37 protein-coding genes, 1 tRNA gene and 1 pseudogene are annotated in these 25536 nt (G+C 65.1%); 17 read left to right on the top strand and 22 right to left on the bottom strand.

The window, feature by feature from the left end:
* The first annotated feature begins 1 nt into the window (after nt 1).
* The 7 genes and pseudogenes from G154_RS03670 to G154_RS03640 all read left to right on the top strand — a co-directional run bounded on the left by G154_RS03670 (nt 2) and on the right by G154_RS03640 (nt 5578).
* The gene (locus G154_RS03670; protein ID WP_031601289.1) at nt 2-211 is read left to right on the top strand and encodes a helix-turn-helix domain-containing protein; all 210 of its coding nucleotides are present in this window, start codon (nt 2-4) and stop codon (nt 209-211) included.
* A complete protein-coding gene (locus G154_RS03665; protein ID WP_019513421.1) occupies nt 208-1434 on the top strand; it encodes a type II toxin-antitoxin system HipA family toxin in 1227 nt (408 codons plus the stop codon). The genes G154_RS03670 and G154_RS03665 overlap by 4 nt, the downstream gene beginning before the upstream one ends.
* A gap of 288 nt (nt 1435-1722) precedes the next feature.
* A pseudogene (locus tag G154_RS03660) lies at nt 1723-1974 on the top strand (helix-turn-helix domain-containing protein); the annotation flags it as partial.
* Between the two features lie 207 nt (nt 1975-2181).
* Nucleotides 2182-3225, top strand: a complete 1044-nt coding sequence (locus G154_RS03655; protein ID WP_019513423.1) for a virulence RhuM family protein — start codon at nt 2182-2184, stop codon at nt 3223-3225.
* 131 nt (nt 3226-3356) lie between these two features.
* Nucleotides 3357-3689: a hypothetical protein gene (locus G154_RS03650; protein ID WP_019513424.1), complete on the top strand. Its 333-nt coding sequence runs from the start codon at nt 3357-3359 to the stop codon at nt 3687-3689.
* 110 nt (nt 3690-3799) lie between these two features.
* On the top strand, nt 3800-4492 hold the full coding sequence (locus tag G154_RS03645; RefSeq protein ID WP_019513425.1) for a DUF4433 domain-containing protein: 693 nt from the start codon (nt 3800-3802) through the stop codon (nt 4490-4492).
* 18 nt (nt 4493-4510) lie between these two features.
* Nucleotides 4511-5578 carry a macro domain-containing protein gene (locus G154_RS03640; protein WP_019513426.1) on the top strand — a complete coding sequence of 356 codons (1068 nt, stop codon included), beginning with the start codon at nt 4511-4513 and terminating at the stop codon, nt 5576-5578.
* Between the two features lie 39 nt (nt 5579-5617).
* Here the strand turns inward: G154_RS03640 and G154_RS03635 are convergent, their stop codons facing one another.
* From G154_RS03635 to G154_RS03620, 4 genes are all read right to left on the bottom strand, one after another.
* Nucleotides 5618-6262 (bottom strand): hypothetical protein, encoded by a 645-nt coding sequence (locus tag G154_RS03635; protein WP_019513427.1) that lies wholly within the window; start codon nt 6260-6262, stop codon nt 5618-5620.
* A gap of 285 nt (nt 6263-6547) precedes the next feature.
* Nucleotides 6548-6805, bottom strand: coding sequence for a hypothetical protein (locus G154_RS03630; protein WP_019513428.1), 258 nt, complete (start codon nt 6803-6805; stop codon nt 6548-6550).
* The gene (locus G154_RS03625; protein ID WP_019513429.1) at nt 6802-7071 is read right to left on the bottom strand and encodes a hypothetical protein; all 270 of its coding nucleotides are present in this window, start codon (nt 7069-7071) and stop codon (nt 6802-6804) included. Before G154_RS03625 ends, G154_RS03630 begins: the two co-directional genes overlap by 4 nt.
* Before the next feature lie 25 nt (nt 7072-7096).
* Nucleotides 7097-7294, bottom strand: coding sequence for a hypothetical protein (locus G154_RS03620; RefSeq protein WP_019513430.1), 198 nt, complete (start codon nt 7292-7294; stop codon nt 7097-7099).
* Between the two features lie 97 nt (nt 7295-7391).
* Between G154_RS03620 and G154_RS03615 the strand changes: the two genes are divergently transcribed.
* Nucleotides 7392-7607, top strand: coding sequence for a hypothetical protein (locus G154_RS03615; protein WP_131701344.1), 216 nt, complete (start codon nt 7392-7394; stop codon nt 7605-7607).
* Between the two features lie 48 nt (nt 7608-7655).
* On the opposite strand, the gene G154_RS03610 is transcribed toward G154_RS03615, so the two are convergent.
* The 14 genes from G154_RS03610 to G154_RS03545 form a co-directional block, all read right to left on the bottom strand.
* Nucleotides 7656-7982: a hypothetical protein gene (locus G154_RS03610; RefSeq protein WP_019513432.1), complete on the bottom strand. Its 327-nt coding sequence runs from the start codon at nt 7980-7982 to the stop codon at nt 7656-7658.
* Nucleotides 7969-8298 carry a hypothetical protein gene (locus G154_RS03605; RefSeq protein WP_019513433.1) on the bottom strand — a complete coding sequence of 110 codons (330 nt, stop codon included), beginning with the start codon at nt 8296-8298 and terminating at the stop codon, nt 7969-7971. The genes G154_RS03610 and G154_RS03605 overlap by 14 nt, the downstream gene beginning before the upstream one ends.
* 372 nt (nt 8299-8670) lie before the next feature.
* Complete coding sequence (locus tag G154_RS03600; RefSeq protein WP_019513434.1) at nt 8671-8913, bottom strand: hypothetical protein; 243 nt, start codon at nt 8911-8913, stop codon at nt 8671-8673.
* Nucleotides 8914-8946: 33 nt separating this feature from the next.
* The gene (locus G154_RS03595; protein ID WP_131701345.1) at nt 8947-9231 is read right to left on the bottom strand and encodes a hypothetical protein; all 285 of its coding nucleotides are present in this window, start codon (nt 9229-9231) and stop codon (nt 8947-8949) included.
* A 93-nt stretch (nt 9232-9324) separates the two neighbouring features.
* Nucleotides 9325-9663, bottom strand: coding sequence for a hypothetical protein (locus tag G154_RS03590; protein WP_019513436.1), 339 nt, complete (start codon nt 9661-9663; stop codon nt 9325-9327).
* Between the two features lie 10 nt (nt 9664-9673).
* The gene (locus tag G154_RS03585; protein ID WP_019513437.1) at nt 9674-10537 is read right to left on the bottom strand and encodes a hypothetical protein; all 864 of its coding nucleotides are present in this window, start codon (nt 10535-10537) and stop codon (nt 9674-9676) included.
* On the bottom strand, nt 10534-10770 hold the full coding sequence (locus G154_RS03580) for a hypothetical protein (protein WP_019513438.1): 237 nt from the start codon (nt 10768-10770) through the stop codon (nt 10534-10536). The genes G154_RS03585 and G154_RS03580 overlap by 4 nt, the downstream gene beginning before the upstream one ends.
* Complete coding sequence (locus G154_RS03575) at nt 10754-11119, bottom strand: helix-turn-helix domain-containing protein (RefSeq protein WP_019513439.1); 366 nt, start codon at nt 11117-11119, stop codon at nt 10754-10756. Before G154_RS03575 ends, G154_RS03580 begins: the two co-directional genes overlap by 17 nt.
* A gap of 111 nt (nt 11120-11230) precedes the next feature.
* A complete protein-coding gene (locus tag G154_RS03570) occupies nt 11231-11509 on the bottom strand; it encodes a hypothetical protein (protein ID WP_019513441.1) in 279 nt (92 codons plus the stop codon).
* The gene (locus G154_RS03565; RefSeq protein ID WP_019513442.1) at nt 11506-13296 is read right to left on the bottom strand and encodes a hypothetical protein; all 1791 of its coding nucleotides are present in this window, start codon (nt 13294-13296) and stop codon (nt 11506-11508) included. The genes G154_RS03570 and G154_RS03565 overlap by 4 nt, the downstream gene beginning before the upstream one ends.
* Nucleotides 13293-13610: a DUF2742 domain-containing protein gene (locus G154_RS03560; protein ID WP_019513443.1), complete on the bottom strand. Its 318-nt coding sequence runs from the start codon at nt 13608-13610 to the stop codon at nt 13293-13295. Before G154_RS03560 ends, G154_RS03565 begins: the two co-directional genes overlap by 4 nt.
* On the bottom strand, nt 13603-14154 hold the full coding sequence (locus G154_RS03555; RefSeq protein ID WP_019513444.1) for an ImmA/IrrE family metallo-endopeptidase: 552 nt from the start codon (nt 14152-14154) through the stop codon (nt 13603-13605). The genes G154_RS03560 and G154_RS03555 overlap by 8 nt, the downstream gene beginning before the upstream one ends.
* On the bottom strand, nt 14151-14480 hold the full coding sequence (locus G154_RS03550; RefSeq protein ID WP_069566718.1) for a hypothetical protein: 330 nt from the start codon (nt 14478-14480) through the stop codon (nt 14151-14153). Before G154_RS03550 ends, G154_RS03555 begins: the two co-directional genes overlap by 4 nt.
* Before the next feature lie 184 nt (nt 14481-14664).
* Nucleotides 14665-14856 carry a hypothetical protein gene (locus G154_RS03545; RefSeq protein ID WP_019513447.1) on the bottom strand — a complete coding sequence of 64 codons (192 nt, stop codon included), beginning with the start codon at nt 14854-14856 and terminating at the stop codon, nt 14665-14667.
* Between the two features lie 328 nt (nt 14857-15184).
* Between G154_RS03545 and G154_RS25440 the strand changes: the two genes are divergently transcribed.
* Entirely contained in the window at nt 15185-15553 is a 369-nt protein-coding gene (locus G154_RS25440) for a hypothetical protein (RefSeq protein ID WP_131701347.1), read from the top strand.
* Nucleotides 15553-16722 (top strand): tyrosine-type recombinase/integrase, encoded by a 1170-nt coding sequence (locus G154_RS03535; RefSeq protein ID WP_019513449.1) that lies wholly within the window; start codon nt 15553-15555, stop codon nt 16720-16722. Before G154_RS25440 ends, G154_RS03535 begins: the two co-directional genes overlap by 1 nt.
* 82 nt (nt 16723-16804) lie before the next feature.
* On the opposite strand, the gene G154_RS03530 is transcribed toward G154_RS03535, so the two are convergent.
* Nucleotides 16805-16878 (bottom strand) — tRNA-Gly (locus G154_RS03530).
* A 57-nt stretch (nt 16879-16935) separates the two neighbouring features.
* Here G154_RS03530 and G154_RS03525 point away from each other — a divergent pair.
* From G154_RS03525 to G154_RS03515, 3 genes are all read left to right on the top strand, one after another.
* On the top strand, nt 16936-17376 hold the full coding sequence (locus tag G154_RS03525; protein ID WP_019513450.1) for a cupin domain-containing protein: 441 nt from the start codon (nt 16936-16938) through the stop codon (nt 17374-17376).
* 23 nt (nt 17377-17399) lie between these two features.
* Complete coding sequence (gene dcd, locus G154_RS03520) at nt 17400-17969, top strand: dCTP deaminase (protein WP_019513451.1); 570 nt, start codon at nt 17400-17402, stop codon at nt 17967-17969.
* 148 nt (nt 17970-18117) lie between these two features.
* On the top strand, nt 18118-19743 hold the full coding sequence (locus G154_RS03515) for a hypothetical protein (protein ID WP_036478932.1): 1626 nt from the start codon (nt 18118-18120) through the stop codon (nt 19741-19743).
* A 6-nt stretch (nt 19744-19749) separates the two neighbouring features.
* Here the strand turns inward: G154_RS03515 and G154_RS03510 are convergent, their stop codons facing one another.
* Both G154_RS03510 and G154_RS03505 read right to left on the bottom strand, forming a co-directional pair.
* Nucleotides 19750-21210 carry an alpha/beta fold hydrolase gene (locus G154_RS03510; protein ID WP_019512867.1) on the bottom strand — a complete coding sequence of 487 codons (1461 nt, stop codon included), beginning with the start codon at nt 21208-21210 and terminating at the stop codon, nt 19750-19752.
* 128 nt (nt 21211-21338) lie between these two features.
* On the bottom strand, nt 21339-21971 hold the full coding sequence (locus G154_RS03505; protein WP_019512866.1) for a TetR/AcrR family transcriptional regulator: 633 nt from the start codon (nt 21969-21971) through the stop codon (nt 21339-21341).
* Nucleotides 21972-22043: 72 nt separating this feature from the next.
* Here G154_RS03505 and G154_RS03500 point away from each other — a divergent pair, with 72 nt between their 5' ends.
* From G154_RS03500 to rfbA, 4 genes are read left to right on the top strand one after another with little or no spacing between them, the layout of a single operon-like run.
* Nucleotides 22044-23357, top strand: coding sequence for a cytochrome P450 (locus tag G154_RS03500; RefSeq protein ID WP_019512865.1), 1314 nt, complete (start codon nt 22044-22046; stop codon nt 23355-23357).
* Nucleotides 23358-23359: 2 nt separating this feature from the next.
* A complete protein-coding gene (locus G154_RS03495) occupies nt 23360-24097 on the top strand; it encodes a maleylpyruvate isomerase family mycothiol-dependent enzyme (RefSeq protein WP_019512864.1) in 738 nt (245 codons plus the stop codon).
* A gap of 10 nt (nt 24098-24107) precedes the next feature.
* Nucleotides 24108-24458 (top strand): nuclear transport factor 2 family protein, encoded by a 351-nt coding sequence (locus G154_RS03490; protein WP_019512863.1) that lies wholly within the window; start codon nt 24108-24110, stop codon nt 24456-24458.
* Nucleotides 24459-25322, top strand: coding sequence for a glucose-1-phosphate thymidylyltransferase RfbA (gene rfbA / locus G154_RS03485; RefSeq protein ID WP_019512862.1), 864 nt, complete (start codon nt 24459-24461; stop codon nt 25320-25322).
* Here rfbA and G154_RS03480 read toward each other — a convergent pair.
* A partial coding sequence (locus tag G154_RS03480; RefSeq protein ID WP_036478929.1) for a YibE/F family protein occupies nt 25276-25536 on the bottom strand: 261 nt, incomplete at its 5' end. The two genes, rfbA and G154_RS03480, sit on opposite strands and share 47 nt — an antisense overlap.

Below are 25536 nucleotides of genomic sequence, written 5' to 3'. Positions count from 1 at the left end.
TATGCCTGAAATCGCACGCATAGGCGCCGCCTTCGCCGATCGCCGGATCGCGCTGCGACTCACGCAACAAACCTTGGCCGACTTGGCCGGGGTGTCCCGCTCGACTGTTCAGTCACTTGAGCGCGGGAGCGGATCGATCAACTTCGGGTCTGTCCTCGAGATCGCCGACGCACTGGGGCTCCACGTCGACGTGAACGCGACGGCGGAATGACCGGCCCGCACCCGCTCGGCCTGCGTGAGATCGACTCAGCCGATGTCTATATCGGCGACAACCTTGCCGCCCAATTGGTGCGACAAGGCGGTGACGGCATCAGCTTCGCCTACGTCGATGAAGGGGCCCTCGACGGTCGGGTCCGTGACCGGTCGGTTTCCTGGTCGCTGTTACGTTCCGGCGAGTACCCGGTGGTCACCACCGGTGGGTCCGTTCCCGCGTTCTTCGCGGGGTTGCTCCCCGAGGGCGTCCGGCTGGGCGTGGTGACCTCGTCGACCAAAACCTCTGCCGATGATCACCTCACCTTGTTGCTTGCCATCGGAGCCGACACGATCGGCAACGTCCGGGTGTTCCCCGCCGGGGCGGATCCGATCCGGCCGCTACCACTGTTCGACCCCGAGCGTGACAACGACTTCCGTGCTGTCTTTGCCAAGATGTCCGGTTCTGTGGAGGCCGACCCGGTGGGTCTGGCGGGTGTCCAACCCAAGGTCAGCGCCGGTATGTTGTCCACGCCAATGCAGACCGCGTCGGGGCCGGCGATCCTGAAGCTCAGTCCGGCGCAGTATCCGCTGATTGTCGAGAACGAGCACTTCTTCATGACGATGGCAGCGGCGTGCGGTCTGCGAGTCGCCAAGACCTCGGTGCTGCACGACGCCCAGGGGCAAAGCGCCTTGCTGGTAAACCGATTCGATCGCGAAGGCTCCGTCCGGCTTGCGCAGGAGGATGCGTGTCAGGTCGCAAATGTCTATCCCGCCTCGAAGTACCGCATCAAGACCGAGGTTGCCATCATCGGACTCGCCGAGGCGTGTGCGCGCGGCGGAGGTTCCAGGACGGCGGCGGTCGCCGAGTTGCTCAAAACCGTTGTCTTTTCTTGGCTTATCGGCAACGGCGATCTGCATGGCAAGAACCTGTCGATCTACAATCCGAACGGAATATGGCAACCGACTCCTGCCTACGACCTGCTGTGCACCCAGCCGTACGCGGGCTGGAGAGACCCGATGGCGCTCAATCTGTACGGCCGTGCCAATAAGCTGAACCGCGCCAACTTCATCGAGGCGGGGGAACGTCTTGGGCTGCGGCAACGCGCGGTCTCCCGGATGATCGACGCCGTCGTCGACGCGGCCGAGCCGTGGCCGGCGCGATGTGAGCAGATCGGTTTCGGTGACCGGGACACTGAGCGCCTTGCCGAGATGCTGCGGACGAGAATCGACAGCCTGAAGTAGTTACTCGTGCCGGCGTTACTGCTCGCCATTCATCGAGCCGATGACGGGAATCGAACCCGCGTATTCAGCTTGGGGCCGATGCGTCTACCAGCATCCAGGATGGTGCACGAAAGTGTTGTGTAGCAACCGATCACAAAGTTACCTGATACTTCCAGGTACAGGTAAATCCACGGGAGTGTATGACGGTTTATGCGGGGAAAATGCGGAGTAGCTGCAATGCAATCTCCGCGCCTCTGCCCCGTCGTTGTGCTCGACTTCCTCCATGGATAAACGCCCCTCTACAGTCGCGCCGATGCCGCGACCTATCTGAGCAAGAGCATGTCGGAGATCGACCGGCTGATCAGGTCCGGCCGCGTCATCGCGAAGAAAGACGGCCGGCGCACCGTCATCGAGCGCCGCGAACTGGATCGCTTCGCAGACCGCCTACCCACCATGGAACCGAAGCACGGCGTGGTGACGGCAGGGGGCCTCTACGAACACGTGTTCGGAATTGACGCCGCGACACGCCCGGAACTGTCGGACCCCACCGGTAGAGTGTGATTCGGCGGGACGACTGTCCCGCCCATGGAAAAGCCGAGGCCCTGCCGAAGCGGACTCCAGCAGGGCTCGGGATTGTCTTTGGTCGGACGTCCACGAGTCTAAGCGAAACGCCGACAAATGGCATCATTCCGTCGGAATCGCTTGGCTGTGGTTCCGATCGCGCTGCGACCTCGATTTTTCCTTGCTCAGCAACAGGAAGGTCGACCATTGAGCGACGACGCAAACAGTAATCTGCCAGGCGATTTGGGCGAGTTCATCGTGTACCGGACGCCGGACGGTCGCGCACAAATCCAGATGCGGGCGGTTGAAAACACCGTCTGGCTCACGCAACGCGAAATGTCGGAGCTGTTCGACAAGAGCATCTCGACGATCAGCGAACACATCAAGAACATCTATGACGACGGTGAGTGCAGGCCGGAGGCAACTTTTCGGAAATTCCGGACAGTTCAGAGCGAAGGCGGCCGCGATGTAACCAGGTACATCGAGGCATACAGTTTGGACCTGATCCTGGCCGTCGGATACCGAGTCCGTTCCGCGCGGGGTGTCCAGTTCCGCCAATGGGCCACCACGGTGCTTCGGGAGTATCTGATCAAGGGCTTCGCGATGGACGACGCCCGGCTCAAAGATCCGGCCGGCCTGGACTACTTCGACGAGCTGCTCGAGCGGATCCGCGACATCCGTGCATCCGAGAAGCGGTTCTACCAGAAGATCAAGGACATCTTCGCTCAGACCAGTGTGGACTACGACAAGACCAGCTCGGCGGCCACCACATTCTTCGCGACCATCCAGAACAAGCTGCTATACGCCGTCACCGGCCATACCGCAGCCGAGTTGGTGTGTGCGCGCGCCGACGCCGACCTGCCGAACATGGGCCTGACAACCTGGAAGGGCCCGGCGGTCCGCAAGTGCGACGTCGGCGTGGCCAAGAACTACCTCACTGAGGCGGAGGTCACCACCCTGAACCGGATCACCACGATGTTCCTGGACTATGCCGAGGACCGTGCGAGCCGGCGCCAGCAGATCACCATGTCGGAGTGGGAGGGCAAGACCGACGAGTTCCTCACCTTCAACGAACGTGAAGTCCTGCGCAACGGCGGCAAAATTTCGTCGAGCAAGATGAAGGCCGTCACGGACGACCGGTACAGCGACTTCGACCGCCGTCGCAAAGCGGACGAGCTGGAAGCAGCGGAGCGGGAGCACATTGAGGAACTTGAGTCCGCAGTGAAGGCGATAAACCCTAAGGTGCACTAATTGAGGTCATCACCGGCCTCGGCTCATGTCTGGGCTGGGGTCCGGTGATGCCCGCACCGGGCTGACGGCCGGCTCTGAACGAGATCCGGCCCCCGCATCCGATACCGACCCCACATGAGGAGACGACCACTATGGCCGACACCGACCCTGAGCGGGCCGACAATCTGGTGACAGTAAGTCAGACGGCCCTCTACGCGATGCGGGGCTTGTCCGAGTCGGACAAGTCCGCCGTCGATACTGCTTTGGCCGAGATGCGGTCCTCCATCCGGACCGGGAGTGATCCGACCATCAGCGGCCAGTCCGTCAAGATGGTCCGCCGCGTCCACGACCACCTACGCCTCGTCTACCGCGACGTGGGTGTGTTACCTCGCGATGGGCGACGATGGTTCTCGATTGATGCCGTGGTCACTCCGTATCCAGGACAGATGTGGCGGCTGACCGAGGATGCCGGCCGTAGGAGTTGAGCTTTGGCGGAGCAGCCCGTCACTGAGCGGGCTCATTCCTGAACAATCTCTCCCAAGACCGAGTGTTTGTTTATCCCTTCACCCTGCCGACGTTAAGGTCACGGCTACTTATGAATGCGTCTTTCTTTCCGGAATCCGGGTTCGTCGGGCGTGGTAAAGGCCCACGCCGCGAAGCGCCGAGGGACTGGATCGTGTGGCATTTCACGCACATCGACAATCTCTCAAGCGTCGTCGACGCGGGGCGCTTGCTACCCGACTCCGCGGTCACCGCCGCAACCAACGTTGCGAACGATGAAGTGAAAGAGCGACGCCGGCACAAGAAGGTTGACCCTCATACGTCCTACCCGACGTCGATGGTCAGTGACCACGTCCCGTTCTACATCGCCGCGAAATCACCCATGCTGTACGTCGTGTGCAGAGGTCACGGTCATTACACGGGCGGAGCTGGGCCGCTCGTGAATCTCGGAATTTGCCTTGGCGACATCATCGACGCCGGCCTCACGTGGTGCGCGAGCGACGGCAACGCGGCCGCATCCTTCACGCAGTTCAGCTCGGATCTGGCAAATCTGGGCAATTTCGTAGACTTCGACTTGCTCTGCCAGCGTGACTGGTACAACACTGCCGAGGACTCGGACCGCAAGAGTCGACGGTCGGCCGAGATTCTCGTCCACGGCGCAGTGCCGATCGAGCTGGTGTCCTATGTGTGCTGCTCAGACGAAGACACGTCGGCCGCTGCAGCGACCTTGCTCGATTCTGTCGGTGGGGTGCGCAACTATATCGTTGAACAGAAGATGTACTACTAGGACGGAGAGGCGCGGCCAATGATCACCTACGGTCACGGAGACCTCTTGCAGGCCGATACCGACGCGATCGTTAATACAGTGAACTGCGTAGGCGTGATGGGCAAAGGGATTGCGCTGCAGTTCAAACGACGCTATCCCGATATGTATCGGGCTTACGAGAAAGCGTGCAAAAAGGGCGAGGTACGCATCGGCAGCATGTTTGTCGTCGATACGAACCAGCTCGAGGCGCCACATTACATTGTCAACTTCCCCACCAAACAGCATTGGAGATCCCCCTCTCAGCTGACGTTTATAGAAGCGGGCCTCAAGGATCTCGTGCGTGTCATTCGCAAGTTTGGCATTACCTCGATAGCAGTTCCACCGCTTGGAGCAGGGAATGGTGGGCTGGACTGGCGTGACGTGGAACCCCTTCTGGTCGAGGCGTTTTCGGAACTGCCAGATGTCACCTTCGTTCTATATGCCCCCGCAGGAGGAACTCGTCAGATTGCTCCACCCGCTCGCATTCGAATGACTTGGGGACGAGCCATGCTTTTGCATGGAATGCGTCGATACATTGAACGGCGTCGTGCTTCCGAACCGTGGGAAGACCAATCCGGGGTATCCCACTTGGAGATCCAAAAGCTGATGTACTTCGCCGACGCACTCGAACCGAGTCTCGCGTTGGCTTTCGAGCCGGGCCGCTATGGCCCCTACAGCGAGAAAGTCCGCCACCAGCTTTCAAGCATCGAAGGTGCCTACACAGTTGGATTCGGAGACGGCACTGCCAAAGCTCTTGATCATGAACCCATTTCGCTCACCGATCGGGGCATTCGTGCGCTCGATGAGTACCTCACGTCTGGCGCCGAGGCTGAGACGGTAACGAAGACCATCGATGCCGTCCTGGACATTATTAACGGCTTCGAGGGTCCCTACGGCGTCGAGCTGCTCGCCAGCACCCATTGGGTCGCCACTCAGGAAGGTGCAACCGAGCACGTCGCTGCAGCCAGTGCGGTGCGGTCCTGGACGAAACGCAAAGGGCGGATCTACACCGATGACCGCGTGGGCGTAGCTCTTGACCGAGTGCTTGCGGCGGCGGTCGGCGCGTAGAAGTCGTGCCTAACCGTGCGATCTACACCGATCACGCAGTTATTTGGTAAGTGCAGGTACAGGTGAATCCACGTGAGCTTCCGGCGGTTGATGCGTGGAAAATACGGAGTAGCTGCAAACGGGAAACGGTTGCGTCTCGCATAGCCGCGAGACTAGTTCGGCGCCGACGGAAGCCGATAGCAGAGTGACGGCCACGACCTGAATCCAAAGGCTCCACGCGACCTGCGCAGCCTTGGTGCGGTTCCCCTTGCGCATCGTGCAGATCGTGCTGGCTTGTATGCCTACCCACGCCCGCGTCGCATCATCCGCACGCCGTGCCCACTCCGTGTCATCACGAGCAAGGGAGGTCAGAGACTCGTTGCTCAACACGTCGTACTCGAACCCATGAGCTTGGACGACGATCGCGAGAACTGCAGACAGCAGGAACGCCGCCATAGCCGCGATAAGCACCCCAACCGCAGCGGCGCTCTGATAGACCGCATCCTTGCCGTCTCCGGTTACCAACACCGTGATGCCGAAAATCAGCGTCAGCATTGTCCCGCTCGAACCCAGAAGGGCGGCAGCGCGCGACTCGAACGCTTTCCGCCGGTCGAATTCCGCGGTCAGCAGCTTGTCGGTGATCGCTAGGTAGATCCGGCCTGCCGGCGAGACCGGGTCGACTGGCTCGGTCAGGCCGTCACTCACTTGCCTCTGGGCTTGTTTTCGGGTGGCCGCACGACACCCTGCAGCGGCCGCGGATGCTCTGTCTCGGGGCTCACGCTGCCTCGGACGCCCTCCACTGTCCACGGGTTGTGCCACTCTCCGGTTGTGACCGTGACGGGTGGCGGGGGTGCTGGAGGTGGTTCCTGTGCGGGCTCGCTGCCGCCCTCGGCCTGTGTCATGGGACAACACCCTTCGTAGCTACGGAATAGGACTGCCTCCGCTGATGATCGCATCCACCACCGACATCTCAGTGCAGGTCGCTCAACGTTAGGCCCACAGGGGCCGCAGCACGGCGAGATCCTCTGTCAGCGACTGGACATCGATCTCGTCGCGCGCGATATCGTCGATCGCCGCTTCGATGGCATCGAGGAGCTCCGATCGGAGCGGTATGCGGTGGGTGGCGGCGTGCTCCAGCGCATCGAGAACGACTGCGCCGTACACGCCGGCGCGCAGCGGACTAAGCAGCACGTCGTTGTCAGGGGTAGCTTCCCTGATCAGTTCCTCGGCGACCTCCTGGGGCGTCATGGCTGCCCGTCCCGGTGCTGTCGCTGCTGGCGGTCGACGGCGTCCAGGATGAGCTGACGGTAGGTGCCGTTCAGGTACCAGCGCGTGGCGCCGGCGGCGACCTCGTCCAGGGTTTTTGTCGGCAGCGGCTTGCGTGTGTCGAGGACAGCGATGCTGAGTGCGATTTCGGTGTCACCGAAGTCCATCTCCCACTGGAACTGGTCACGCGACTTACCGTCCAGGTCAGCCGCAGCGGTTGCCTGCTCAGCGAGCGTGACCAGATCCATCCGTCGATGGTACGGCCGACCAGCCTTACCTGAAACCTTCTTTACGCAGGGTGTATGTCATCAGCGGGCCCGGCGGATGTTCGGCAAGCCACTCGTCGATCGCCGTCGCCTGGACCTCGCGACTGGCGGCGGTCAGCTTCAACTTCCGCAGCAGCGCGTACACCGTGGTCGGCTGGAAAGTCCCCACCGGGAGCAACCGCAGATCCTCCGAGAACTTGTCCACGCCATGAAGTATGGCCAGCTCGACGACCTCAGTCGACCGGTTAAGGCAGCGCGGCACAGCTACCATCCCCCTTCTTCGTGGTCGCACGAAAGGCTGGGTGCGGCTGCCAGAATGGGGCATGCGGTACTTCACCGATGGCCACCGGTTCATCCGCGTGCACACCGACGCCCGTGTCAGCGATCCCGCGTTCGGCACAGCGCCAGCCGAGGCGTGGCAGCACCGCAACCAGCACTGGGCGGTGAAACCAGACCTGGCTTCGCGGGTCATGCTCACCGGTGACTGGCGACCCTGCGCCCGACCATTTCACGGTTGACCGCGAAAAGGGTCCGCGGTCGGTCGTACGGTGTCGTCGGGTCGCACTTCAGAACCAGTCGAGAGCCTGTTCGCGACGCAACGTCACCTCGGGCAGACTGCGGCCGCGCAGCTGCCGGCCCTCCAGCACCGCCGGCCGACCCGCCTCGAGCGCATCCAACAGCGGCGACCGCGACAACGGAATCGGCTCGTGCTTGCACACCGTGTCGGCCAACGTGCAGTATCCGCCCTCGGGGTGAAGCCGGCGCATCTCTCGCGGATCCGGCCGAGCACGGTCGCGCTCCCTGGCCAGCAGCGCCGCGTACAGACCGTCCACGCGAAGCACACCGTAGGAACCCTCAACCCAATCGCCGTCATCGAGGTCAAGAACGGGCACGGTCGCGCTCCCACCGGGTTTCGGCCGCTCGCTGCGCCTTCGTCGTCGTCAGCGACGGATCCGCAGGCAAGTCCGTCTTGATCTGCCCGATATACCGGGCCACCGCCGTTTCCAGTAGCCGGATCTCGGCCGACAGCTTCACCCGCAGATTGTCGTCCGTCGTTTTCCGCCAGCTCGCCTGCAACACCACCTTGCGGTCGATCGCATCGGCCAGCAGCTCCAGAACCGTCGCCTCCGCGGTCGACCACCTCATCGGCTTCACCAGACCACGGCGCCGAGAGCTCGCCTGCAGCTCCGCGTCCAGTCCCGCGAGCACCGCCAGGGCCTCCGCGCTGTGAACCGCTGACTCGGCGGCCGCCGCCGCCCGCTGGCGCTTCGCCGGCGCCGGTGCTGGCGCCGGATCTGTGACAGCGGTGTCACACTTACGGCCGCGGCCGCGCCGGGCCCGTTGACGGCACGCCGGCGAGCAAGTCGTCGCATCCGAACGGCCAATGAACCCCTCACCGCAGCTCACACAGGTGCGCCTAGCAGACACCGCGCACCAACCCCGCGGCCCAGATCGCCCGATTCGGCGCCGTAAGTGTGACAAAAACCCTGCGTTTATGCGTGCAGCCGTCGGATTTCGCAGTGCGTTGCGGCAGCGGGGAGGGGCCCGGGGGGAGGGTGGTGCGCCTCCCCTTCGCGCCGGTCAGGTGAGCAGCAGTGGAAGTGTGGCGATTGCGCTGGTCGTGAGGATCGCGCCGGCAATGCAGACCGACCTCCAGTGTGAGCGCCAGCCGGTCGGCGGTTCGATGATCGGATAGAGACCTTCGTCCTCGTTGTCGGGTCCGATCGTGAGGCCGCGCGCTGGTGCTCGGTCGAGTCCGATTACGAACACGCTGTTCAGGATGAGCAGTGCGATTGTCAGGGCGATGAGCTGTGTTGTGTTCACGGTTCGGTACTGAATCAAACGAGGGTGCAGCGACTACGCGTCGTCGCTGTGAAGTGCATCGATAGCTTTCTGGAGCTTGGGCTGCAGTTCCTCTATCGCTTGCGATCGGTCGCGCTCGTGTCTGCTCAGCAAGAGGCTGGACGCGACTCCGAGCATCACACCTAGGACGTTCCTCATGCGGTCTGGGCGTTCGAGCAACTCCGGTTCGAGTTCGCGGTCGACGATGCTCATCGCGTCGGTGTCGTCGTTGAGCTGCGCCAGGAGCAGCCGGTAGGCGGCCACCTTCGCCGTGTTGTACTCGTCGTCTCTGGGGCTCACGGATTTCATTCTGGTCGAGCGTGGCTGCGATTCCGTGGTGCGACGCGTTGCCGTTGTAGTCGAGCCAGCGCCGTGGTGCTCTGGGCATTTGAGTCAGGCCCGCTGTGTTGTGGGTACGCCAGCGGCGTCGAGCTTGTCGATGATGTCGTCGCGCTTGTCGTCCTCGGTGATGGTCACCTTGTCCGTGAAGTGCGACGCGTACTCGGCCCACGCAACGAGGTTGGCGCCGGCACCACCGCGAGGCGGGGGCCCACCGAGCCGTCCTGTTCCGTCGGAGTCTTCCCAGATGTCGGAGTTGGTGATCATGGCTGCGGCCCAGCCGGGTACCTCGTCGCCAGGAGCGAATGAGTGCACGTAGCCGGAGTCGGGGTGGCGGATGCTTACGTGCCTGACGAGGTGGTGGCGGGTCGGGTCGAAGGAGTTGACAGGCATCGGCGCCCGCTTATCCGGCGTTGATGAACGGTAGATTAATGAGCGAGTCGGTTGCTGCTGGTCGCTCTCGGTCGCCGCCTTGCAGTCGCGGCGGAACGGTATTCAGCGATGCGGCGATCTCGGTGGCGGTGGGGCACCAGATTCCAGAGTCACGGTTGATGCACCAGATGAGTCGCTGGGTGGGGTCGCTGGGCCACGGCAGTGAGCTATCGCGCTGGTTTCCCCTGGCATCCAGTCCAGGCTTCCAATCCGGCGCAACGTCGTCCAAGTTGCGGTGGTAGTACAGGCGTGCCTCGGGGTCATAGACCTGGATACCGTCGCCGCACGCCGCCCGATCGATCTTCTCGAAATCGGCGCTGCGATACAGCTCCAGCTGCACGAGGCGGATGTCCTCGTAGACGGGGACCGCCGTGCTGATCTGTTTCCAGGTGTCCGCTGCATCGGCGTCGATCGCGGCGGCCGCGGTGTCCACGCCTGGGCCCAGACGCTCGACGGCAGCACCGATCTCGTCAACGAGGGCTTCGAGGTCTTGGGCCAGTAGTTCGATCAGATCGTCCCGGCGCTCGACGATCAGGCTGTTGGCTTCGTCCTGGGAGCTGGTGATCAGATCGCGGAGTACTTCGAGCTGAGTGTCGATTCTGGTTGCTCCGAGCCGGCGGTCGACTTCGGTGTCCAACCACTCCGGTGTCAGCTCGTCCGGGGCAGTCGGCCACGCCGGGGCTCGGGTGGCGGCCGACCGCAGCTCTTGTGCGCGGTCTTCGGCAGCGAGCGCGGTGGCGGTCAACTGGGCGCATTCTGGGACGACCTCATCGAGTAGTGCCTGTGCTCGGCTATTGCGTTTCGCGAGGTCCAGGAACGAGTTGCGGCGACTCATCGCTTCACCGGCTTTCCGTTGTCGTCGATGAATCCGCGCCGCTTAGCCTCTTCCAGGCCGGCGTTGCGCCCCTTGCCGATCTTGGTGGCCGGAGCGTCGGATTCGTTGTCGAGGCGTTGTCGCTCAGATGGCTGTTGCTGTTGCGGCGTTCGGACGCGCTGGGCTAGCGCGGTCCATTCGTCGTCGGTTAGCGACCTGAGGTGTTGTTCGAATGCTTCAGCGATGTCTGCCATTACTGCGCTCCTCTGCGTACTGGAGAACGGTGGAGAGCTTGAAAACCCAATCACGACCTACCTTTTGGCCGTCGAGGTCGGTTGCGAGACGGCGAACTGATGCCTCTGTCAGGCCTAGTAGCTTCGCCGCCTCGCGGGTTCCAACGAAGGAGTTTCCGATCTCCGACTCCAATGCTGCACCAACACTTTGCAATTTATGATCGCGTGCGCTCAAAGCACTGGTCAGGTCCAACCTCGCGCTCAGCTTGAGCATCCAGGCGGGTATGTTGACGCCGGATCTCGCGCGTCTGTCGACGAGTTCAGTCACGCAATACAACAGCGCGGCGATGTCGTCGTCGGTGAAACGCACTTCACGCCTCGCCGCCGGCCTGGGCGAGCTCGTCGAGCAGCTGGCCAAGGCGGCCGTTCAGCGCCGCAACCAGGATTCTGTCGAGCGGCTCGCTCATCAGTGCAGTTGCGGTCATACGGCACCGCCGGCCGGTGGGTGTCGAGGCTCGCCAAAGTCGAGTGGTTCGGCATTGTCTTCGGAGTCAACAACATTGAGCTGGCCAGCCAGGTTGTCGGCGCCGGCAACCTCGGTGAGCTGGCCGGGGATGCGGGTGCGCAGCACGCACGGGACGCGGCGGATCCGGCCGCGGGAGTCGATGCACCACTGGCGCGGTCCTGCGTCGCACTGCGGGCACCCACGGTCCAGGGCGCCGTTCTGCTCGTAGGCGGCGTGGATCGGTATCCGGGTCACGAGGCCGACTCGGTGGTGCGTCGGACTCTCCACTCGGTATTGGGTCCAGAGTGCGTGGTGTGGATGTCGGGGCGGTCGCGGATTGCTTTGCGGAGGTTCTCCCAGGAGTAGCCCTCGGCCATTCCCTGTGCCTTGAAGTCGAGGCGGTCGATCTGGGCGCCGTCGGCCACTACATCCACGTAGCTGGCGATCCAGTCACCGACTGGCTGCCAGACCTGAGGCGGTGCCTGCGTGGGGTCTATCCACCACACCGTCGTGCCGTTGCGCCGCGACATGATCGTCATCCCGGGGTGCTTAGACGTCTCGGCTATGAGACTCTGCCGGTAGTGTCCTGCCGCTTCCCCCGCCGACAGCACAGCAAACGAATCAGCGGTCTGGTGTCCTGCCTCTAGGAGGTCAGCGACGTGATTCGCCATCCACTCCCGTGTTGACAGCCTTGACTGACCGTTTTCCTGCGACCTGGGAACATCTAGCTCTGTTTTGGCTACAGGTGGTTCACCGGTGAACTTCTGGTTCACCGCTTCTGACCTGGTGATTTGTGGGGTGAACTCGGGTTCACCGGTGAACTCCGGATTGAGCGCATAGTGCAATGCCTTCTCGCCTGGAATCGTGACGATCTGGCTAACTTCTAGAAGGTGCGGCAACACCGCATCAAAGGCTTCTCGGTAGTGCTGTTTGCCCATAGCTCGGCGAAGCTCGCTGCGCGACATCGACCCCGTCGTCAGCAGTCGGAGTATTCGGCTTCGGACGGTCTTCGCGTGTCGATCGTCGACCATCTCATCGAACGTCGCCCGGGAAGCTGCCCGCTCGCGCACCTTTGCTCGTGCCGCCTGGCGCGCTTCGGTGACAATCCAGTCGCGGGTGCGGTCGGAGACTGCCATGACTGTCTCGGAGAGTTGCCAGTCGACTTCAGAGACGACGGTGCGGTGGTGCATGATGGCCAGCACAGCGGCGACCTTGAGGCGGGTCAGCATCCAGTGTCCGTCCAGTGCGTCGCCTTCTCCGCGCTGGCGGGCGAGGTGGGCCGCGATGATCGCCTGCCGGATCTCGTCGGGGCCGTAGACGATCTCGGTGACGATCTCGGGGTCGTCATGGCGGCGTGTCAGCAACCCGGGCAGGTGGTGATTGAGCGGCTCGGGGTCGGCGGTGGGTTCGGCCGGCATCGTGGGGTCGATGGTGAGCGCCCATAGGAGACGCTGGGGTGTGCCGCCGGTGACGTCGTTGAAAATGACCCCGGTGTGGCCGGGCTGAGCACCGACCGACAGGCACCCGCGGTAGGAGTGCGCCGGTACGTTGCGGCTGTTGGCTTTCGAGGCGTTGGTGGAGCCGAGCTGCTCGCCCATCGCGAACGACTTCAAGGTGCCCAGAATGGTGGATCCTTGCCGTGATTCGAGGCCGGTGAGGATGTCGATCTCGGGGCAGTTGAAGATCGCGTTGGTGACGCGTTCGTTGTCGGAAGATTCCTTGCCGCGCAGGGTGAATGTTTCGGCGATGCCCTCCCCGGATCCGATCGGTAGCTCGACGATCTGAGCGGGCCACGCTAGCCGGGCGACCTTGTCGGAGATACCCTTGCCGCCGCCGGATGGGGCTACGAACGCGCACAGCAGGTTCAGGGATGCTCGGCCGCCGATGATGCCGGGGAGTTGGACGTGGGGGCTGACGCTGGCTGAGACGCGCAGCAGGACGGCGAAGAACACGGCCCAGGGTGCGGCGTAGCGAGCACGGGCCCAGCGGTGGATCAGCGTGAGTTCTTCTGTGGTGGACCAGAACTCGGACTCGTCTATCAAGATGCTCTCCTTCGGGGAATGTAGGCGCGGCCGCGGTCGGCGCGGTGCCGGCGGGCGATGGCAGTCCAGTCAGTGCTGGCGCTGATGTCGCGGGAGGCTTCGGCAAGGGCCTCCTGGCGCAGTTGCAGGTGCAATGCCCCGTAGCGGGCGACATCGAGGACGCTGGCCCACTTCGCCGGGTCGGTGTCGGCCAGCTCTTGCCATGGCAGCGTGCCCGCGACAGGCAATGTTTCGAACTGGTCGACGATGGGTGTGACGAGGCGGTGGACCGGAAACCAGTCCACCGCCCGTGTCACGATCAGCGTTTCACTCACCAGGTTCCCGGATGCGTGCGATGCGCTCGACTGCTCGTGTCAGAGATTGCGCCTCTGCCTTTATGCTCTCGATAGCTTCGATTTCATTGGCGCGCAGCGTCTTCAATCGAGCGGTCAGCATCGGTGTGTCTACCCAGAGCCGGAATGCCCACGCCTGCAGTCCGCCGCTGGGGCACTCGCGGATAGTCGCGATAAGATCATCGCCAGCGATCAGGCGCCTACTGGCGATCTCATCGACGATCTCCTCCTCGAGTGCGGCCATCTCTGGATCAGGCGGCACTGGACCGCGTTCGATGTGCACCAGCTCGTGCGCCAGGGTGCAGCGCCGCTCCGCCTGGTTGAGGCGCTTGTCCAACCAGATCCGTTTGGCCCTGCAGAGTCCCATCACTCGGTCAGGCAACGCGAGATCGTCGCTGAGCCTCACGTCGGGATACTCGATGTAGACGTGTTTCCAAGGGTTGTACCGGGCCTCGGGCGCCAGCACCGATGCCTGCCGTGAATCGCCGTCGGGGTAGTACTCCTGCAGTGGGGCGGAGGAGGTCATCGGGCCACCGCAGCGGTGTCGGCTTCCAGCGTGTCGGTGGCCTTGTCCAGCGCCACCGCGGCCTGGCGCAGATGACCGAGCGCGGTGACGATATCGACGATCGCGAACAGCGGGGTTGCGGCGGGCAACCCGCGGAGTTCTTCGTTGAGGTCATGGCGCAGCAGGTCGATCCTGTTGACGGCGATGTCGAGGCGCTGGGCGGCGGTCTCGGGTGGGGTGTACGTCGCGCAGAAGGCGCACACCTCGGTCCCTTTGGTGGGCACGGTGCAGTGACCGCACTGTGTCCGCGGGGGTACCGGAGCGGTGCCGGTAGTGGGTACAGTCATGGTTGAACTTCTCCTATCTAGCGGTTGGGGTGGTTCGGACGGCTCCCGCCGGTGCTGGTAACACCGGGTTCACGGGGGCCGTTCTGCTTATCTGCTGCCGTGTCGTCTCCGGCTGGTTCGTGGTCGACCAACGCGTGGTCATCGAGCAGATCGCGGTCGGTTTGGTCGATGTGTGGGTGGGACATCAGGCGGCGTCTCCGCCGGTGGCCACCGATTCCAGACTGCCGATGTAGGCGTTGATCTGCGCATCCGTGCTGAATCGCCGGCGGCCGATCTTCACCGACGCCAGGGCCCCAGACGCCCAGAGCTGAAATACGAGCGACCTGCTGATTCCTCCGAGTTTGAGGCTGGTCGCCTCCCAATCGTTCGTCCTCACTCCGATCGTCTGCGTGTTTTGACGTATATCGACATATGATTGCGTCGATGCACGCACGTTAGCGTGCCGACTGAATCGACGCAAGGAACCGGCTATCCTGCGTGTTATGACGCAACCGAGACCGCGACGGCAGAATTGGATAGACAGTCCGCCGAAAGACTGGAGCGAACGCCAGGCGCACCGCCTCGCTGTGGAGATCCAGCGCAGGCGGGGCCAACGGTCAGGGCAATGGCTGTCTGATCGAACGGCGGAGCTCGGTCACCGTGTATCGCGTGCAGTGATATCCGATCTCGAGACCGGGAGGCGCCGACACCTCACCACTGTCGAGTTGACCATGATCGCGGCGGCATTGAACGTGCCACCCGTGATACTCCTATACCCCGGTCCCTACATGCAGGAGTGCGAGGTTCTGCCAGGGGCGAAGGTCCCAGAACTTGTTGGAGTCGAATGGTTTTCGGGGCATCAGGATTGGCGCTTTGAGACTGCCAGCCTCACCGATGCCGAGCGTGCGGAGTCGGATATTGCCGAGCAAAACAGCCGCCCTCTGCGCCTTCACCGGCAGTATTTCGAAGCGGTTATCGAGCGGAACGCGTTGGCCAAGGCAGACGACGTAGGAGAGCAGGATCGCAAACTAATCGAACTGTACGACAAGCGAATTCGTGAGCTCGCCAAAGAGATCGAAAGCTTGGGTGCGTGATGCCGCGCCAGCGGATGGCTCCGGGCGAGCATGGCAAGATTACTGATTCGAGGCGTGGCGAGATCTTCTATGCGACAACCTATGTGCGTCTGCGCAGCGGTGTGTTGCGGGAGCGTGAGGCGTCGTCTCGCAAGTCGGCCGAGGATGCCCGTAGGGAGCTGAAACGTCGCATCGCCGCCGAACTTGAGGCCGGTGAACCTACCGGTGCTATCGACCGGCGCACCACGCTTTCCGAGCTGTTCGGGGCATGGATTCCGGCCAAGGTTGCGGAGGATGGGATTGGTGAGCGCACGGCGACTCTGTACCGGGACACGTGGCGGCTGCATGGCGACCGGCAGCTCGGTGCGCTGCGAATCGCGGAGCTGACGACCAGCCGGGCCGACTCGCATCTGAAGTCGCTGCCGTCGTCGGCGGCCACCTATATGCGGATCATCCTGGTTGGGATGTACGGGCTGGCGGCGCGGTTCGATGTCGTGAAGCACAACCCGATGCGCGAGACGAAGAACGCCAGGGTAGAGCGCGCCCCTGCGCGGGCGCTGACGGCGATGGAGTTCGAGCAGGTGCGCCAGGCCGTGAAGGTGTTCACGGAGCGCAAGGGGCCGGGGCCTCGGCGCGGCCGGATGCTGCCCGCGTTCGTCGAACTGCTAGCAGCGACCGGCGCGCGGCCGGGGGAGGTCTTGGCGATCCGCTGGGAGGATGTGGACCTGCTCGGTGACCCGCCGACCGTCACAGTCAACGGCACGGTGGTGGATGCCGGGCGTGTAGCCGGCAAGGCTCTGCACCGGCAGGGCACACGCAAGGGCGGAGCGCCGGCGCACACCGTGAGCCTGCCAGCGTTCGGCGTCCAGGTACTCACCGACCTGTACGCGGTGACGGGGCCGGCCGGACAGGTGCTGACCAACCGCGACGGCGGCATGGTCGCGCTGACGAATATCCGGTCGTCGCTGCGGGAAGCTCTCGCGGGCCATGAGGATCTGCGGTGGGTGACGCCGCACAGCTTCCGACGGTCGGTGGCCACGGTCGTGCGGGATGGGCTCGGTGTTGAGGCTGCGCAGCGCCAGCTGTCCCACGCGCAGCTGGCGACCACCGAGGGCCACTACGTGCAGCGGGTGACGGCCGGCCCGGATACTCGCGCTGTACTGGAGAAATGGGCCAGCAACCAGGGCTGAGGATCGAATCTACGGGAAAAATGCGGGATTTCGCGTCGTGGAGTTAGCCCGCAAATCCGAATTTCGCACTGACCTGTACGTATGGAGCCGATGACGGGAATCGAACCCGCGTATTCAGCTTGGGAAGCTGATGTTCTGCCATTGAACTACATCGGCCTGTTTGATCAGGAAGGCTAGCACCCAGGCCACACCGATTCACGAGCTGGGGGATCCATGAAACGCCTCGCCGCCGCTTCGGCCGCCGCGCTGAGCCTGAGCATCGCCGTCGCACCGCTCGCCGCGGCCACTCCGCCCGACGGTGATATCGAGCGGACCGAGCTGGCCACCGGCACCGGCGACCAGCCCGTGCAGATCCAGACGGCGGGTCCCACCACCCTCTACGTCCAGGAACTCCTGCTGCACCCACCGGCCAGCAGCGGCTGGCACACCCACCCCGGCGTCGAGCACACCGTCATCACCGGCGGAACCGTCACGCTGCAGACCGCCGACCAGTGCGCCCCCACCCCGTACCTCGCCGGCCAGGCCATCGTCATCCCGGCCGGCGTCCCGCACGTCGTGCGCAACGACAGCCCGCACGATGCCAATGCCGTGGCCACCTACACGCTGCCGGCCGACCAACCCGTCCGCGCGGACGCGCCAGCCGCCTGCCCCTGACCCGCGGCGGTTAGGCTCACCGCGTGCTGCTCTCCGATCGCGATATCCGCGCCGAGATCGCCGCGGGCCGGCTGGCGCTGGACCCGCATGACGACGATCTGATCCAGCCCTCCAGCATCGACGTCCGCCTGGACAGTCTGTTCCGGGTGTTCAACAACACCCGCTACACCCACATCGACCCGGCGCTGCGCCAGGACGACCTGACCACGCTGGTGGAACCCAAGGAAAACGAACCCTTCGTCCTGCACCCGGGCGAGTTCGTGCTCGGGGCCACCCTGGAGCGCTGCACCCTGCCCGATGACCTGGCCGGACGCCTGGAAGGAAAGTCCTCGCTGGGTCGCCTGGGCCTGCTGACCCACTCCACCGCCGGGTTCATCGACCCGGGCTTCACCGGGCACATCACCCTTGAGCTGTCCAACGTCGCGAACCTGCCCATCACGCTGTGGCCGGGCATGAAGATCGGCCAGCTGTGCCTGCTGCGGCTGACCAGCCCCGCCGAGCATCCGTACGGCAGCAGCAAGGCCGGATCCAAGTACCAGGGACAGCGCGGACCGACGCCGTCGCGCTCGTATCTGAACTTCCCTCAACGCTGAACCCGCGTAGGGTTTGTTTCATGCGCTAGCTAACGCCGCCGGATGTAACGACGGTGCTGCTCGTGGCGATGAATAACTAGTTGCCGGTTTGTGTCGACGTTTCGGTTGCGACAAAACGAGCGATGTAGCAAACACTCTGGAGGGGTAAGTGGACATCGTACTTGGCGTGTCCCTGACACCGACGACAGTGCGGATGGTGCTGGTCGAAGGGGAGAAGGGCGACGGCGCGACCGTCGATCACGACGTTTTCGACGTCAGTGCCGCGGCGGGCGCAGCAACGCCCAGCGCCGCCGATCAGGTGGTCGAGGCCGTGCTCGGCACGCAGGAGAGCGCCGAAGCCGGCGGACATCACCTGAAATCGATCGGCGTCACCTGGACCGACCACACCGAGGCCGCCGCCCTGCGTGACGCATTGGCCGCGCGCGGACTCACCGACGTGATGCTGGTGTCCGAACTGCACGCCGCCGGCGCGCTGGCCCAGGCCGCCGGCCGGGCGGTCGGCTACGCCTCCACCGCGCTGCTGTTCCTCGACCGCGACACCGCCACGCTGTCGGTGGTCCGCGGTGACGACGGCTCGGTGGTCAAGGTGCTCAGCCGCAGCCTGCACAGCACCGACGCGATGGCCGTCCTCGCCGATATGGCCGCCGCGGTGGCCCGCCAGGACACCCCGCCCGAGGGCATGTTCGTGGTGGGCTCGGGCATCGACGTCGCCGCGGTCAAGGAACATCTGGCCGATCTGGTCGACATCCCGGTCAGCGCCCCCGAGGAATCCGGACTCGCCCTGGCCCGCGGTGCCGCCCTGGCCTCGGCCGCCGCGCCGATGTACGAGGCCTCGACGGTCGGGTTGGCCTACTCACTGGACCCCGACGGCCCGACCGCGGGTTCGGCGCTGCACACCGCCGACACCCAGCTGGCGGCCAGCGCGGTCCCCAACTACGCCGAGATCCCCGATGACCTGTCCGGACTGGACGTAGAGCCGCCCGCCGACGAGGAACGCAAACCGTTCCTGCTGATCGGCAGCGCCATGGCGTCGATCTTCGTCGTCGGCGTGGTGGCCCTGGCCATCTCACTGGCCGTGAGCATCCGCCCGACCGCCGACGAGCGTCCCGCACCCGCGCGGGCCGCGGTGGCGCCCAGCATGCAGGCCCCGGCGCCGGCACCAGAAGCGCTGCCGGTCCAGCCCGCCCCGCCGCCGGCGCCCGAGGTCGCCCAGACGATCAAGGCCCCGATCCCCGTGGTGCAGCAGGCGCCCGCGCCGCGCCAGGTCTATGTCGAGGCGCCCGCCCCGCAGGCCCCGGCCCCGGCGCCGGCACCCGCGTTCATCCCGCCGGTGGTGCTGCCGCCGCCGGTGATCGTGCTGCCGCGCCCGCAGTGGCCGGTGTGGACACCGCCGTGGGAACAGCAGCCGCAGCGTCCCGACTACTACGACGATGACGACTCCGGCTGGCCGGATTGGACACCGCCGCAGCAGACCCAGGCGCAACCCCAACCGACGCGTCCGCAGCCGCAACCTCAGCAGCCGCAGCCACCTCAGCAGCCGCAGCCACCGCAGTGGCCGCAGCTCCCGCAGTGGCCCGGCGGCGGAAACGGTGGCGCCCCCAGCGCCGGCCCGAGCGGGGCAGGGCCCGGTGCAGGCGGACCTCGTGGTGAATCCGGCTACGGCCGAGGCGATTCCGGTCGCGGCGGTTCAGGTCCGGGCAGCCAGTCCGGTCCGGGTGGGCCCGGCGGCCCGGCCGCACCGGGGAGCAACTGCTTCCTGATCTTCTGCAGCTGAGCCCGCTCAGTCGGTCACGGGTTGGACCTGGATCGGCGGAATGGCGTCCAGGCAATCCAGTGGTCCGGTCGATCCGGAGCGTACGAAGCGGTCGATGATGTCGGCGACGCACCCGCTGGGCTCGCTGTCAGGGGTGTGCCCGACATTGGGCACCGTCACGAACGTCGAATGCGGGAACTGGCGGGCGGTCAGCAGACCGTTGGCATCCGGCGTGACGGCGTCCAGGTCGCCGGACAACACCAGCACCGGGACGTCGGGCAGCGGGGTGTGGACCTGGTCGGGACGCTTCTGCTGCGCCGCCGCCGGCCATTTGATGCAGATGTCCCCGCCGTCGTGCTGTGCCTCGGCGAAGCCCTGAGCGCTGAACGAGCCGAGATCGCCGGCCCCCCGGACCGCGCTCTCGAACTGGTTCTCCCGTTGCGTCTCATCGGATTTCGTGGACCACAGCGATAGGTAGTCGTTGCACGAGATGGCGATGTAGAGGTCATCGCCCACCGGTGTGTAGCCGGGCACACCCAGCTCGGCGATCAGGTCGCGCAACGCCTCGTCGTCACCGTTGACGTAACGGTGCAGTGCCGCCGGTAATTCGCCCAGCGCCGTCGTCTCGTCCGGATCGGCACCCACCCCGCTGGTGGCCCCCTCGAAGACGAGGTTGGCGAACTCGCCCTCGGTCACCAGGGCGTCGTCGACGGTGATCGGGGACTCGCGCAGCGCGGCGGTCACCATCCGCAGATCGGCCACCGAGACGTTGCCATCGCAGGCCCCGCTGCGATCGCAGATCCGGTGCAACGCAAGGTCGACCGCTTCGGCATTGGGCCGCTGCAGCGGGTCGAAGTGCAGCGGATAGGCACCCGCCAGGACGATCGACTGCACGTGATCGGGATGGCGCTGGGCGTACACCGTCATCAGATAGGTGCCATAGGAGGCACCGTAGGCGATCACCTTGTCGATGCCGAGATGATCGCGCACGGCATCGAAATCGTCGGCGGTGGCCGCGGAGGTGTAGGCGCCGGCCCGGGGGCCGAGATGGTCGGCGCACTGGGCGACGGCATCGCGCTGGTCGGACCGGGTGCCGATCGCGAAGGCGAAACCGTCGACCGCGCAGTCCATCGGCGAAGATTCGCCGATCCCGCGCGGATCGATCAACAGCACGTCGTAATCCTCGAGGACGCCCGGGGTCAGTGCGGCGACATCGGGACCCCACGCGATCACCGGGACGCCAGGGCCGCCGGGGTTGGGCATGATCGTGCCCGCAGGTTCGGGATTGTCGCCGCTGTGGCGCACCAGGGCATAGCCGACGTCGATGGTGCCCAGTTCGGGTGCGCCGTCGAGCAGGGGGCGCTGGATGACCCCGCACTCGGTGACATGGTGCAGGATGCTCGGGCACCAGTCCGGAGTGCTCGACACCGCGGCGGTCGAGACCGGCGGGGAGGCTACCGGGATGGCCTGTCCGCACCCCGCCACCATGACCGCAGCCCCCAGCGCGGCGATCCAGTGAATGGCGCGCCGTGACCGTTGTGGTGTCCTGGGCCGGGGTTCGTGGGATATGAGCGTTCCGCCCTCCTGCGCGAGTGGTCGAACCGCCACGATAGCCGTCAGAGCTGTTGTTGGCCGGTGACGCCGTTGCGCAACATCCCGTCGAAGCCCTGCCAGAGCAACATGGACACCAACTCGACGACGCGCTCACGCGGTACGTCGCGGTTCTCATACCACCAGGTGGCGACCCCATCGCAGGCAGATTGGGTGGCCCGAGCCAGGATCCACGCCGAATCGTCGACTGTGATGCCGCGCACGGACGTGGTCTCCCCGGCGCCGAATCGGATCAGATCGGCGATGGCGGCGGTCCCGCGGCCGATGATCTCCTCGACGACCTTGGCGGTCTCGGAGTCGGCGGGCGGGTCGCGGTGCAGGAATCGCCACATGAACGGATCGGCCTCGACGAACTCGAAATAGTTGGAGATGCTGGCGCGCACCATCTCTTCGGGGGTGGCGCCCTCGACGCGGCGCAGTGAGTGCTCCCGCAGCTGGGTGGCGTGCTCCTCGATGACGGCGAGATGCAGTTCGCGCTTGGACCCGAAGTGGTCGTAGAGCACCGAGGGCACCACTCCGGCCAGGCTGGCGATGTCCTGCATCTTGGCCTCGGCGAAGCCGTGCTCGGCGAAGGTCTCGACGGCCGCGTCGAGGATGCGCGCACGTCGCTGTGCTGCCGGTATTCGGATCCTTGCCACACCGAATTGTAATTCGGTAGGCTGCGAACGAGGTACCGAACCGCGATTCGGTTAGGGGTGATGATGGCGACAATGCGTGAACGCATCCACTGGATGGCCATGCACGGATTCGTCCGTGGGATCTCGACTCTGTTTGCCCGCCGGGGCGACCCGCAGGGCCGGTTGATCGCCGATCCCGCGATCCGTGCCGACCCGGTCCCGTTCACCGAGGAACTGCGCGCGCAGGGACCGCTGGTCAAGGGCAGGGTGGTGTACCTGTCGGTCGACCACAAGATCTGCAGCGACGTCCTGCGCTCCGAGGACTTCCGCGTGCTGGCGCTCGGGTCGAATCTGCCCGGGCCGCTGCAATGGGTCATCGACCGCACCAAACCCGATGTGCTGCACCCACTCCAGCCGCCGTCGATGCTCTCGGTCGAGGCGCCGCAGCACACCCGCTACCGCAAGCTGGTGTCCTCGGTGTTCACCACCCGGGCCGTGGCGGCGCTGCGAGATCGGGTGCAGGACACCGCCAACCGGCTGCTGGACGACCTCGGAGCCGAGACCGGCACCGTCGACATCGTGGCGCGGTACTGCGGGCAGCTGCCGGTCACCGTCATCGGTGACATCCTCGGCGTCCCCGAACACGACAGATCCCGCGTCCTGGAATTCGGCGAGCACGGCGCCGCCAGCCTGGACATCGGCCTGACCTGGCCGCAGTACCAAGAGGTCAGTGCGGCCGTCCAGGGGTTCAACGATTGGTTGGTCGGGCATCTGCGGCAGTTGCGCCGCAACCCCGGTGACGATCTGATGAGCCAGATCATCACCGCCTCCGAGGCATCCGAGGACGGTCCGCTGACCGAACAGGAACTGGTGGCCACCGCCGGGCTGGTGCTCGCCGCCGGGTTCGAGACCACCGTCAATCTGCTGGGCAACGGCATCAGACTGCTGCTGCAGCACCCCGAACACCTGCAGACACTCGCCGAACGTCCCGAGCTGTGGCCGATCGCCGTCGAGGAGATCCTGCGCCTGGAATCCCCGGTGCAGCTCTCGGCGCGCATCGCCACCAAGGACCTGGACCTGGCGGGCACCCGCGTGCGGGCCGGGGAAGGGGTGCTGGTCTACATCGCCGGCGCCAACCGCGACCCGAACGTCTTCGACGACCCGCACCGTTTCGACATCGAACGGTCCAATGCCGGAAAACACCTGTCGTTCTCCGGCGGCAGGCACTTCTGCCTCGGTGCCGCACTGGCCCGGGCAGAGGGTGAGGTCGGGCTGCGGACGTTCTTCGAGCGCTTCCCCCACGCCGCGCTCGCCGGGGACGGAACCCGTCGTGAAACCCGGGTGCTGCGCGGCTGGTCCACCCTGCCAATCGCCCTCGGCGACACTCGCGCCGCGCTACCGTCGTAAGCATGGACTTCCGAGCCGCCCTGCTCGAACAAACCAGAGACTTCGGTGAACTGATCCGCGCTGCGGACCCGGCGACGCCGGTGGACAGCTGTCCGGGGTGGACCGTCAACCAGCTGTTCCGCCATGTCGGCCGCGGAAACCGTTGGTGCACACAGATCATCACCGACCGTCGCACCGAGCCGCTGAATCCGCGTGAGGTCCGCGACGGCAAACCGCCCGAGGACATGGACGCGGCCATCGACTGGCTCAACGAGGGTGCGGTGGCGCTGATCGACGCCGTGGAGCAGGCCGGGGCGAACATCAAGGTGTGGACCTTCGTCGGCCCGCACATCCCGGGTTGGTGGATCCGGCGCCGGGTGCACGAGCAGACCGTCCACCTCGCCGATGCCCATCTGGCGCTGGGCACCGAGTTCGACCTGCCCGCCGGGTTGGCCGCCGATGGCGTCAGCGAATGGCTCGACTTGGCGACCGCGCTGCACAAGCCGATTCCGCGCGGACAGTCGCTACACCTGCACGCCACCGATGACGGCCTCGGCCCCACCGGGGAGTGGACGGTCGTGCACGACGAGGAGGGGCTGTCCTGGACGTATGCGCACGGCAAGAGCGACGTCGCCGTCCGCGGAAGGGCGGTGGATCTTCTGCTGGCCATCACCCGCCGACGCACCGCGGCCGATGCCGGGCTGGAGATCCTGGGGGACGCGGAGGTATGGGACGCGTGGTTGGCCGGCTCGCCGCTCTAGAGTGCTCAGCATGAGCACCTCCGAGATCGCCACCGTCCTGGCATGGCACGACGCCCTCAACGCCCGTGACTACGACACACTGGTGAAGCTGTCCAGCGACGATATCGAGATCGCGACCGCCGACCGCGCCGCCCAAGGACACCAGGCGCTGCTGGACTGGGCACAGGAGGATGTCACGGCCGAGGTGGGCAGGCTCTACGTGCACGACGGGGTCGTCGTCGCCGAACAGACCGTCAACGGAGCGCCCGCCGCCTCGGCGTTCCGGGTGGTGCACGACCAGGTCACCTCGCTGTTCCTGCACGAGAGTCTCGACGCGGCGCTGGCGGCCACCGGCCTCACCGAAAAAGACCTCGACGCCTAGATGCGCGGCATCATCCTGGCCGGGGGGACCGGGACGCGTCTACACCCCATCACACGGGGCACCAGCAAGCAGCTGCTACCCGTGTACGACAAACCGATGATCTACTACCCGCTGAGCACCCTGATGATGGCGGGAATCCGGGACATCCTGATCATCACCACCGGCCACGACGCACCGGGCTTTCACCGGCTGCTCGGCGACGGCGCGCAGTGGGGTATCAATCTGACCTACGCGGTACAGGACACACCGGAAGGCCTCGCGCAGGCCTTCGTGATCGGTGCCGACCATATCGCCAGCGATTCGGTGGCATTGGTGTTGGGCGACAACATCTTCTACGGACCCGGGCTGGGAACGGGATTGCGCCGATTCCAGAATGTCAGCGGCGGAGCCATTTTCGCGTACTGGGTGGCCAACCCGTCGGCCTACGGGGTGGTCGAATTCGACGACGACGGGCGGGCGATATCGCTGGAGGAGAAACCGAACAAGCCGAAATCGCACCACGCGGTTCCCGGTTTGTACTTCTACGACAACGATGTCGTCGAGATCGCCCGTGGGCTGCGCAAGTCCGCGCGCGGCGAGTACGAGATCACCGATATCAACCAGACCTATCTGCGCCAGGGCCGGCTCTCGGTCGAGGTACTGGCCCGCGGCACCGCGTGGCTGGATACCGGGACCTTCGATTCCCTCCTGGACGCAAGCGATTTCGTGCGGACCATCGAACAACGCCAGGGGCTGAAGATCAGTGCTCCCGAAGAGGTGGCCTGGCGGGTGGGCTTCATCGACGACGAGCAGCTCGCCGCCCACGCCCAGACCCTGCTCAAGTCGGGTTACGGGAACTATCTTTTGGAGCTGCTGCAGCGTTAGGCGTCGCCAGCACCGCCGCGATCGCCGTCGTCAACGGAACCGAAAGGGCAAGGGCGATACCGCCGACGGCCGAGCGGGCGATCTCGATGGCCACGCTTTCCCCGGTCAGGACGTCGCCGAGTGAGCGGTTGGCCACGCTGAACAACAGCAGCAGCGGGAGCGCGCTGCCCGCGTAGGCGAGCACCAGCGTGTAGACCGTGCTGGCGATGTGGTC

Source organism: Mycobacterium sp. VKM Ac-1816D (genome assembly GCF_000416385.1).
GTDB lineage: Bacteria > Actinomycetota > Actinomycetes > Mycobacteriales > Mycobacteriaceae > Mycobacterium > Mycobacterium neoaurum_A.
This window is presented reverse-complemented; position numbering and strand designations above follow the sequence as displayed.